The following is a 10,138-nucleotide window of genomic DNA, read 5'->3' as shown; positions in this document are numbered from 1 at the left end:
GCCCGAGCGGCCAATGGGAGCGGACTGTAAATCCGTCGGCTAACGCCTACCCAGGTTCGAATCCTGGATCTGCCACTGAGGTCAAAAGCTAATCCCGGCGCTGACAATAATGCTCAGCGTCGGGATCGGTGGCCCAGCGGGCCAGCAGCTCGCTGCTGAACTGGCCAGGGTTGCCACCGCCGGGTCACCTAACGCCAGACCGAAATGCAACCGACCTCAGCGCCGACGCTTGCCATCTGTTTCCCTTGATTGCCCCCACCAAAACACAGACGAATCGGCCTAGTTTTTCGGCGATTTGATCACTTCGGCGGCGACATCGCGCAGGGGTGTGTTCTCGGTCTGCGACAGCCGTTTGAGTAGCTCGAAGGCGCGTACCGCGTCCACCTGGAATCGCTCCATGAGGATGCCCTTGGCTTGTCCAATGGCGTCGCGGCTGGCCAGCGCGGAATGGAACTGGTCTTGCTTGTCCCCATGGCGAATGCCATCGCGGCGTGGGTGGCCAGCATCGCGGCGACGGCCTGGACTTCGTTGGTGAAATCGTGGGGCGCGTAGCCGAACAGATTCAGCGCACCGGAGCGCCCGCGGGCGGTGTGGAGTCCGACACAGCGGCCGCCAAACACGGGCCTTGATTTAGTCGCCGCTGAACGGCGTCAAGCTGGCAGGCGATTTCGGCTGTAGGGGCCATTCTCGACCAGCCGCGCCATTTCCGCGTACAGCAATTTGTCAAATTCGTTATCGGCGGGCATGTTTTCGCCCTTCCATGACTTCTGCAGCCGTTTGCCTGTTTAAGCGACCGCAAAATGGGCAATGGAGCAGCTATGTTAGCGCCTGCGCCGCGTGTCCATGAGCGGGCAATCGTTGTGATCCCGGCGCACAACGAGCACGCCGAGCTATCGGGCAGTCTGCGTGCGGTGGTGACCGCCGCGCTGTGCGCGCCGATACCGGTCGCCATCGTGGTGGTCCTGGACGCCACCGATGACGACAGCGCGGAACTTGCCGGTCAATTCGGGCCCGACGTGCACTTCATCAGCGTTGAGGCCCATAACGTGGGTGCCGCCCGGGCGGCCGGTTTCGCTTATGCCCGCTCGCTTGTCACCGACACCACAAAGTGCTGGTATGCGACCACCGACGCCGATAGCAGGGTCGGCCCCGACTGGCTGCTACATCAACTGGGCCTCGGCGCAGACATGGTGTTGGGCGTGGTGCGCGTCGACGACTGGTGTCACCGTTCCCCCGACGTCGCTGAACGCTACTTGCGGACTTACGGAATCGGGCGGAAGCATCGAGGTGGCCACCACGATCACATCCATGGCGCGAACATGGGGTTCAGCGCCGAGGCTTATTGGCGAGTCGGCGGCTTCCGCGCGCTGCCCTCCGGCGAGGATGTGGACTTGGTAGCGCGGTTCGAGGCCGCCGGTTACAGCGTTCACCGGGATGCCGAATTGTCGGTCATCACGTCGTCGCGCACGCTGGCCAAAGCCCCGGGGGGCTTCGCTGATCGCCTCGATCAGTTGGAGAAATCGGGGGACTGCGCGTGACGGCGGGTTTGGTTAAGCACTGGCTGGAGTCGGGTCGATTGGAGCTACCCCTGCCGGCATCGGGACGTACTGCCGAGCGCTGGCAACGTCTGATGCTGCTGGCTCAGGACGACATCGTGGCGGCAAGGATCGTCGAGGCGCATGCTGACGCTGTCGCGATCCTCCACGAATTGGGCGGTAAGCCACCGGATTCAGATCAACTGTGGGGTGTTTGGGCGGCCGAAGCCCCTCACGCGGTATTGACTGCAACCCGTATCCGCGGCGGTGCGTTCACGCTGAACGGCACCAAGGCGTGGTGCTCGGGGGCGGGTTTCTGCACCCATGCGCTGGTGACCGCTCAGCTCGACGACGGACGCCAGGGTCTGTTCGCCGTTGCCGTATCCGAACCCGCCGTCAAAGCGTTGCCGGCCACGTGGTGGAACGCCGGCATGGCCGGAAGTGACACCCGGCCGGTGCAATTCACCGGCGCCCACGCGGTCGACGTGGGCGGGCCGGGTGAGTACTTGAGCCGACCGGGCTTCTGGCACGGTGCGATCGGTGTGGCCGCTTGCTGGCTCGGTGGTGCACGTAAGGTAGCTGAACCGTTATACCGCTGCGCAGCAAGCGAATCCGCGGACCCGCACGCCTTGGCGCACCTGGGCGCCGTGGACGCCGCGCTCGCCGCCGGCGATTCGATGTTGGCCGACGCAGCCACCCGCATCGATGCCGATCCATTCGACCGCTTCAACCAGGCCCAATTGCTGGCGCGCCGGGCGCGCACGATCGTGGAACAGGCGGCCGATGAAGCCATCACCCGCACCGGCCGCGCTCTGGGACCGGGCCCGCTGTGTCAGGACGGTCGGCACGCGCAACGGGTGGCCGATCTGACCATCTACATACGACAGAGCCACGCCGAGCGGGATCTGGCCGAGCTTGGCCGGCTTGCGGGCCACCGGCGTAGCGGATGACGTTGCGAACGATCGAGACAAGCAACTCCGTTAGGTTCGCGGCTGAACCGCTCATCAGCGGGGGTACGTCGGCAGCGGCATGGCTTGCTGCGCTCAAACAGCGGCCCCTACCGCGCCTCGATCTGGCCGAATGCCCCGGCCTGGTGGTGGTCGCGCCCCACCCGGACGACGAAACTCTCGGTCTGGGCGCGACAGTTGCGCAACTGGTTTCGGCAGGTGTCGATGTCCAGGTGGTGTCGGTCACTGACGGCGGCGCCGCCAATCCCGGTGCCCCGCGGACCGAACAACACCGTTTGGAAACTACGCGAAGACACGAGTTACGCAGAGCGGCAAGTATTTTAGGTGCTCCGACGCCCGTATCACTTGGCTTGCCCGACGGCCGACTTTCCGGCTGCGAGGACGCACTCTGCGATTTGCTCACGGAGATCCTGGAAAGCTCTGTGCCCCACGCGTGGTGTGCGGCCACCTGGCGAGGTGACGGGCATCCCGATCACGAGGCGGTGGGGCGGGCGACCGCGGCCGCATGCGGCCGCACCGGCGCCGTCCTGCTCGAATATCCGGTTTGGATGTGGCACTGGGCCAAGCCCGGCGACCCCATGGTCCCGTGGGATCGTGCCTACTCCGTACCCACGTCCGGCATGGCGGTTGGCCGGAAACAACTTGCAGCGCAATGCTTTCGCAGCCAGTTCGAGCCGGCATCCACCGGCTCGGCGCCGATATTGCCATCTTTCGTCTTGCCGCGACTGCTGACGGTGGGAGAGGTGCTGTTTCGGTGAGCGCGCGACTGCCCGACGCTTACTTCGACCGGATGTATGCCGACGCAGACGATCCGTGGCAATTGGCAACTCGCTGGTACGAACAGCGCAAGTACGCCATCACATTGGCCCTGCTGCCCAAACAGCGCTACCGGCACGCTTTCGAGCCCGGTTGCTCGATAGGCGCACTGTCCGCACAACTGGCCTCGCGATGCGCTCACGTGACCGCCACTGATGTCGCAGATGCGGCGCTGCGCAGCGCCGATGCGCGACTGCGCGAGGCCGGCTGCCGCGATCGGGTGACGCTTGCTCGGTCGTCTATCGACGCGACGTGGCCGCCCGGTCCGTTCGATCTGCTGGTGCTAAGCGAGGTTGCCTACTATTTGGAGAAAGACACATTGGCCGCGGTGTTGCAGCGTGAATGCGTGCGGCTGCAGCCAGGCGCGAATATCGTTGCCGCACATTGGCGTCGCACCGTGACCGACTACCCGCTCGACGGTGACGCGGCGCACGCTGTCATCGCGCGCACCCCGGGGCTGACACCGCTGGCCTGCTATCGGGACTCCGACGTCGTCGTCGAGGTCTTCGACACCGGAGACGGCCGGTCGGTAGCGGCACGTGAACATGTACCGGGGGCACGCTAGTGCCGGCAATATTGGCGCAACTGGCACGGCCGGCGATCCGCGAATGCACCGGACTGGGTGCTACCGCAAGTCTGCTGTGAGATTGTGCAGGTATGTCCGCTTCTGCTTCTGCTGCGGCTGCTCCTTCGGGGGTGGTGACGTTTCTGTTCACCGACGTGGAGGGTTCGACGCGTCGGTGGGAGGCGGACGCGGAGGCGATGCGGGTGGCACTATCCGCACACGACGCGGCACTGCGCCGGGCCATCGAGACTCATGGCGGCTGGCTGTTCAAACACACCGGTGACGGGGTGTTAGCCGCGTTCGCCTCGCCGAAGTCTGCGGTGGATGCGGCGGTGGCGGCGCAGCGGGGGTTGGAGTTGCCGGTGCGGATGGGGGTTGCGACCGGGGAAGCCGAGCTGCGAGAGGGAGATTACTTCGGTGCGGTGCTCAACCGCGCTGCGCGGGTGATGGCTGCCGGTCACGGCGGGCAGATCCTGTTGGCCGACTCCACGGCGGGTGTACTCAACGGTGTTGATCTCATCGATCTGGGACCGCGGTGGTTGCGGGACCTGCCGACCCGGGTCGGGATTTTTCAGGTCCAAGCGGAGGGCCTGCGCACGGACTTTCCGCCGTTGCGGGCGCTAGACACTAGCCCGGGCAACTTGCGGCTTGCGGCGACCAGCTTCATCGGGCGCGAGTCCGAGCTCGCCGAGGTGCAAGGCGCGGTGAAGGCTCATCGGTTGGTGACGTTGACCGGGGTGGGCGGGGTCGGCAAGACGCGCCTGGCGCTGGAGGTCGCGTCCCGATTGGCTGACGAGTTCCCGGACGGGGTCTGGGTTTTCGACTTGGCCGCGGTCGCCGATCCGGCGGCAGTGCCCGACGCGGTGGCCGCGGTGCTGGGCATCATCCAACAGCCGTGGAAGAGCGTGGCTGACAGTGTCGCGGGCGCATTGGAGGGCAGAGTCCGGCTACTGGTGTTCGACAACTGCGAGCACGTTGTCGAAAGTGTCGCGGATCTGGTCGAGGCGATCCTCGCCGCCTCGGCGACCGTAACGGTTCTCGCGACCAGCCGCGAAGGGTTGGGGGTCAGCGAAGAACAGTTATGGCGTGTCCCGTCGCTCGACGTTAGCTCCAGAACCGAATCCGCCGCCGTGAACCTTTTCATCGACCGTGCGCAAAGTGTCGTGTCGGATTTCTCGCTGGCCCGGCCCGGCGAGGCGGAGGCGGTGGTGGAGATCTGCCGCCGCCTCGACGGCATCCCGTTGGCCATCGAGCTGGCGGCCTCGCGGATGGCGTCGATGACCGCTAGCGAGGTGCGTGATCGGCTCGATCAGCGATTCCGGCTGCTGGTCGGCGCCCGGCGCGGCCTCGAGCGCCACCAGACGTTGCGCCACGCTGTGCAGTGGTCCTACGACCTGCTCGGTGATGCGGAGAAGGCGCTGCTGGAGCGCGGTTCGGTGTTCGCGGGTGGATTCGATCTCGAAAGCGCCTGCGCGGTAGCCGGATTCGATCATGCTGACGAGTACGCCGTGCTGGATCTACTGGATGCCTTGGTGCGCAAGTCCCTGCTGGTGGCCGAACGGTCATCCGGGCGGACCCGGTTTTCGATGCTGGAGACGATCCGCCAGTTCGCCGAGGAGCAACTCACCACCGGCGGTTCGGCGACCGAGGTACGTACCGCGCATGCGCGCCACTTCGCCGGACGTGAAGCTGACATCCTGGCCCTGTGGGACAGCCCCCGGCAGCGGGACGCCTACGCGTGGGTCAGCGTCGAGATGGCCAATCTGCGCACCGCGTTTCGGTGGGCCGCCAACCAAGGTGACCTCGATGTCGCCGCCACCATCGCCACCTATGCTTCATTCGTCGGCCTGTGGGTCGACAACTACGAGCCGATCGCCTGGACCGAAGAGCTCATCGAGCCCGCCCGCGCCGTCGACCATCCCCGGCTGGCGTTCCTGTACGTGATGGCGTCGTACTGCTGCAATCCTGGACGCATCGAGGCGGCGGTCCGCTATGCCGACGCGGGCCAGCTGGTGATCGGCAGTGGCCGCTACGAGGTGCCCTTCGGCGGCGAGGGCGCGCTGGGCGCCGCGTACCTGGCCGTCGGCCGGCCCGATCGCATGGTCGAATGGTGCCGCGCCCAGCTGGAACGCGGCCGCGACACCCATGGAAACACCAGGGCATTACTGGTCTTCGGGCTGACGCTCTCCGGTCGCGGTGAGGAGGCGAGGGCCGCCGCGACCGGCCTGATCGAGGCCGCCGAAGCCATCAACAACCCGTTTGTGCTCTCATACGCGCTGTTCGTCCACGGCTACGCCTTCCGCGACGCCGATCCCGCTGGATCGCTGGAGGCCCTGCGCCGGGGCCTGGTGATCGCTCAGGACAGCGCCAACCGCTACACCGAGTCACTCCTGGCGGGCCAGCTGTCCCGCCTCGAAACCGCACACGGTGACCCGCTGGCCGCCCTCGATCACGCCACGCTGGTGATCCGCAATTACCACGATGCGGGCAACACCACCGGGGTGCGCAGCGCCCTCGCGATCCTCGCCTCCCTTTTCGATCGGCTCGGACGCCACGAACCGGCGGCCACCATCGCCGGGTTCGCCTTCAACCTCCTCACGGCGTTGGCCTTTCCCGAGATCAACACCACCATCGCTCACCTACGCGATGTCCTCGGCGACCCGGCCTACGAATCGCTCGCCGGTGCAGGCGAAAAGATGACCATCCCCGCCATGGCGGCATACGCCTACGACCAAATCGACCAGGCCCGAACAGAACTCGACCAGTCCAGTTGAAATGCCCGTCGGCTGCGGCATCGAAAGCCATCGCCGCGGCGTCGAGGTCATCGCGATAAGTCTGCGCAAGCGTCTGTTCTGTGCTGCACTATTCAGCAATGGCGATATCGCTGAACGAGGCTGGTGGGGCGCTTGGGAGATCTACTCAGCGAAGGGCATGTCGTCGGGTGCAGCGAGGAATTAGCTGCTGCGGCTGAGCAGTTGCGGGTCGACGAAGCCGAACAGCGGTACCGGTGGCTGCTCGACCACAGTCCGGTTGCGATCGGCGTGCATGTAGACGGCCGCTATGTGTATGTGAACGAAACCCTGGTGCGGAAGATGGCGGCCCAATCGGCCGACCAGTTCCTCGGGCGTCTCGTCACGGATTTCGTGCACCCCGACTCGCTTCCCGCGGTGCACGCCCACCTGGCTGCCCACCGCGATGACGGGGGCATAGAACCGCCTCTGGAACTGGTGATCTTGACGTTCGACGGTAAAACCCGCGAGATTGAGGCGCTGGCAGTCGACACGCGGTGGGAGGGCAAGCCCGCTCGCCAGGTGATTTTCCGGGACTTGACCGCGCAAAGGGCCGCGGAGGCGAGCCTGCGCTTCCAGGCAGCGCTGGTCACCCATGCCAGTGATGCCATCGCGGCGACCACCCTGACGGGCGTGGTCACCAGTTGGAATCCGGCGGCCGAACAAATCTACGGCCGGCCGGCTGCCGCAGCGTTAGGGCTACCGATCGCCGAGGTGGTCGGTGCTGGACTGGCTCCGGCAGCGATCGTCGCCGCCGGGGGAGTGGTGCACGCGACGCATCGCGGCGCCGACGGCTCCGCGCTGATTGTGCGGGTGTCGGCGTCCCGGATGGACGACGGATATGTGGTGTTGTGTGCCGACCAGACCGCCCTGCGGCGCGCTGAGCAGCACTTCCAGGCCATCGTTGCCTCCCTGGAAGAGGGGGTGCTCGTCATCGCGCCGGACGGGTCGGTGGAATCAGTGAACCCGGCCGCGCTGCGACTGATGGGCGTACCGACGAGTGGAGTCGACATCCTCGACTTGGCGAAAGCCGCCGCAATTCCGGTCTATAACGCTGATGGCCGCCTGCTGGGCTCCGATCAACGGCCGGTCCTTGAGAGGCTGACCCTCACCCCGAATAGGGGCTGTGTCTATGGTGTCGACCGACGCAGCGACGGCCGCAGGTTGTGGCTGTCCGCGAACTGGTCGTTCCTCGATCCCACTGATCCAAGCCGATCGTCGGTGCTGGTGTCATTCACCGACATCACCGAACAGCACAACGCGCATCAGCAACTCATTTATCAGGCCACCCACGATCTGGTGACCGGGCTGCCCAACCGTTCTCGACTGGTCGCGCTAATCACCGACGCGATTACCGCCGCTGAGCACCGTTTGAGCGCAGTGCTTTTCATCGACATGGATAAATTCAAGAGCGTCAACGACGCGCTCGGACATCACGCCGGTGACACCGTCCTTCAAATTGCCGGCCAACGTCTCCGTCGAGAGTTGCGCCCCGACGACGTGATCGGGCGCGTCGGGGGCGACGAATTTGTGGCGCTGCTGGCCGCGCCCATAACGTGGACCGAACTCGAGGAACTCGTGAACCGGCTGCACAAAGCGCTTGAGGAACCGATACTGATAACGCACGAAAGTGGCCGTACCAGAACAGATTACACTTGTATCAGCGCCAGTATCGGTATAGCAACGGTGCGGGCCGACGAACGACGCGATGCGCTCGAAATCCTGCGCGATGCCGATCTTGCGATGTACGACGCGAAAACAACGGGCCGCGCGACGAGTCATTTCCGAGAGCCGTTTTTTCAATGAGCGAGGGGCGGCCTACGGAGTCAGTGGGCCGCGCCTGAGCTAGGCATTCGTGGGTTGCGACCTGGTCTCGGGCACGTATCAATCAGTGCATCAGGAACCACAGAGTGCACAGAAGTAACTATTGTCACATCAACCAGTTGTCGACCTCGAAAGCGACGTCGCTGACTTGAAGAGGTGTGACATGTCGGCGCTTCGACGATTCGCATCGGTATCTGTGGCGTCAGCGGCGGTCATCGGAATGATCGTTCCCGTAGAGGTGGCGCCACCAGCGACCGCCGCGCCGTGCGCGCAAACAACTCCTGCCCCGGGAGCGAGCGGCGTGGCGCCGATGATTCCTGTGCCACGGTCGGTCGACCATCTTCCGATCGGGCGCAAGCCTCTCGGTGCGGACGACCGGGCGCCGTTGCCGAGGCTGGGTCTGCTTCCCGGTGAACCTGGCTCAATTACCTCCGCGCCTCTGGAAGACCAAGGGGCGGTGATCCCTTGGCCCAGTCCGCCCGGCATGGGCAACCAATCGGTCCCGAACGGCATTCAGCAGAATCCGAATACCGCCCCGGCCCCGGCAGCAGCGGTCCCAGCGCCGACCACATCGATCGCCGGCTGGGTGAACGGACCGGGCAGCCCCAACAACACCTTCCAACGCTTCGGCATGTCCGGGGCCGACCTGGGAATCCTCTGGGACAACGGCAATCCCAGTAACGACCAGGTGCTGATGGCATTCGGCGATACTTACGGCGATTGCAGCGTCCCGGGCCAGCAATGGCGCAGGAACACGATGTTCCGCAGCCCAGATCGCAACCTGGGCGACGGAATCACGGTGCCAGATGGCGTGGTTGGTGACCCATCGTCCGGCTCACCGGAAGATCAGCCGAGTTTCTCCAAGGAGAACATCGGCAGCCTCAACCTGGCGGCATCGGAGCCGTCGGTCATCCCGACCGCCGGCATCTCCGTTGGCGCAACCCAATTGATCAACTTCATGTCCGTCAAGCAGTGGGGCAATCCCGGTCGCTGGACGACGAACTTTTCGGCGATCGCGACGTCCACCGACAACGGCCAGAACTGGTCGGTCGACCTTGCGACGATTCGTGCGGCTGGGCTGGGCCGCGTCCCGGGAGTTCGATTCGTCTCGGGAAACCAGAATTTTCAGCAAGGGGCGTTCATGCGGCCCGGCGACGGTTACGTCTATTCATTCGGGACCCCGTCCGGCCGCGGCGGTGCGGCGCATCTGGCCAGAGTGCCGGAGAACTCGGTGCTCGACCTTAGCCAGTACGAATACTGGAACAAAGGCTACTTCGGCAGCGCCGGGTCATGGGTACTCAACAGGCCGTCGGCTGCCACGGCGGTGATTCCGGCACCGGTGAGCGAAATGTCCGCCCAATACAACGCGTATCTCCAGAAATACGTAGTGCTGTATTGCAACGGTGTCAACAACGTCGTCATGAGAACTGCGTCGGCTCCGCAGGGACCATGGAGTGCGCCGCAAGTGCTCGTCAGGTCGACCCAGGTCCCGGGCGGCATCTATGCGCCGTTCGTCCATCCCTGGTCGTCGGGTAGAGACCTCTACTTCAATTTGTCCCTGTGGTCGTCGTACAACGTGATGCTGATGCACACCGTGCTGCCCTAAGGCTTTTGGACGTCGGCCCGAGTTTCGACGACGGC

At 65.0% G+C, this 10,138-nt stretch carries 8 protein-coding genes and 1 tRNA gene; 8 read left to right on the top strand and 1 reads right to left on the bottom strand.

Annotated features, from left to right (window positions below):
- A tRNA-Tyr gene (locus WAO18_RS00710) sits at positions 1-75 on the top strand.
- A gap of 204 nt (positions 76-279) precedes the next feature.
- Here the strand turns inward: WAO18_RS00710 and WAO18_RS00705 are convergent.
- The gene (locus tag WAO18_RS00705) at positions 280-399 is read right to left on the bottom strand and encodes an ANTAR domain-containing protein (protein WP_422203045.1); all 120 of its coding nucleotides are present in this window, start codon (positions 397-399) and stop codon (positions 280-282) included.
- Between the two features lie 419 nt (positions 400-818).
- On the opposite strand from WAO18_RS00705, the gene WAO18_RS00700 reads away from it, so the two are divergent.
- From WAO18_RS00700 to WAO18_RS00670, 7 genes are all read left to right on the top strand, one after another.
- On the top strand, positions 819-1,538 hold the full coding sequence (locus tag WAO18_RS00700) for a glycosyltransferase (RefSeq protein WP_422203043.1): 720 nt from the start codon (positions 819-821) through the stop codon (positions 1,536-1,538).
- On the top strand, positions 1,535-2,485 hold the full coding sequence (locus tag WAO18_RS00695) for an acyl-CoA dehydrogenase family protein (protein WP_422203041.1): 951 nt from the start codon (positions 1,535-1,537) through the stop codon (positions 2,483-2,485). The genes WAO18_RS00700 and WAO18_RS00695 overlap by 4 nt, the downstream gene beginning before the upstream one ends.
- Positions 2,486-2,487: 2 nt before the next feature.
- Complete coding sequence (locus tag WAO18_RS00690) at positions 2,488-3,261, top strand: PIG-L deacetylase family protein (RefSeq protein ID WP_422203047.1); 774 nt, start codon at positions 2,488-2,490, stop codon at positions 3,259-3,261.
- A complete protein-coding gene (locus tag WAO18_RS00685) occupies positions 3,258-3,884 on the top strand; it encodes an SAM-dependent methyltransferase (RefSeq protein WP_422203039.1) in 627 nt (208 codons plus the stop codon). Before WAO18_RS00690 ends, WAO18_RS00685 begins: the two co-directional genes overlap by 4 nt.
- Positions 3,885-3,976: 92 nt before the next feature.
- On the top strand, positions 3,977-6,658 hold the full coding sequence (locus WAO18_RS00680; protein WP_422203037.1) for an ATP-binding protein: 2,682 nt from the start codon (positions 3,977-3,979) through the stop codon (positions 6,656-6,658).
- A gap of 123 nt (positions 6,659-6,781) precedes the next feature.
- A complete protein-coding gene (locus WAO18_RS00675) occupies positions 6,782-8,479 on the top strand; it encodes a diguanylate cyclase domain-containing protein (protein WP_422203035.1) in 1,698 nt (565 codons plus the stop codon).
- A 502-nt stretch (positions 8,480-8,981) separates the two neighbouring features.
- Positions 8,982-10,103, top strand: coding sequence for a DUF4185 domain-containing protein (locus WAO18_RS00670; protein WP_422203033.1), 1,122 nt, complete (start codon positions 8,982-8,984; stop codon positions 10,101-10,103).
- The last annotated feature ends 35 nt before the right edge of the window (positions 10,104-10,138 follow it).

The organism is Mycobacterium sp. (assembly GCF_049278535.1).
In the GTDB taxonomy this organism is placed as follows: Bacteria; Actinomycetota; Actinomycetes; order Mycobacteriales; family Mycobacteriaceae; genus Mycobacterium.
The sequence above is the reverse complement of the archived record's forward strand: the minus strand, read 5'-3'. Positions and strand labels throughout refer to the sequence as shown.

Bases quoted from the DNA above. Each gene is read 5' to 3' on its own strand.
- WAO18_RS00705 (WP_422203045.1), bottom strand. From the start codon at position 399: ATGGAGCGATTCCAGGTGGACGCGGTACGCGCCTTCGAGCTACTCAAA.
- WAO18_RS00700 (WP_422203043.1), top strand. From the start codon at position 819: ATGTTAGCGCCTGCGCCGCGTGTCCATGAGCGGGCAATCGTTGTGATC.
- WAO18_RS00680 (WP_422203037.1), top strand. From the start codon at position 3,977: ATGTCCGCTTCTGCTTCTGCTGCGGCTGCTCCTTCGGGGGTGGTGACG.
- WAO18_RS00670 (WP_422203033.1), top strand. From the start codon at position 8,982: ATGGGCAACCAATCGGTCCCGAACGGCATTCAGCAGAATCCGAATACC.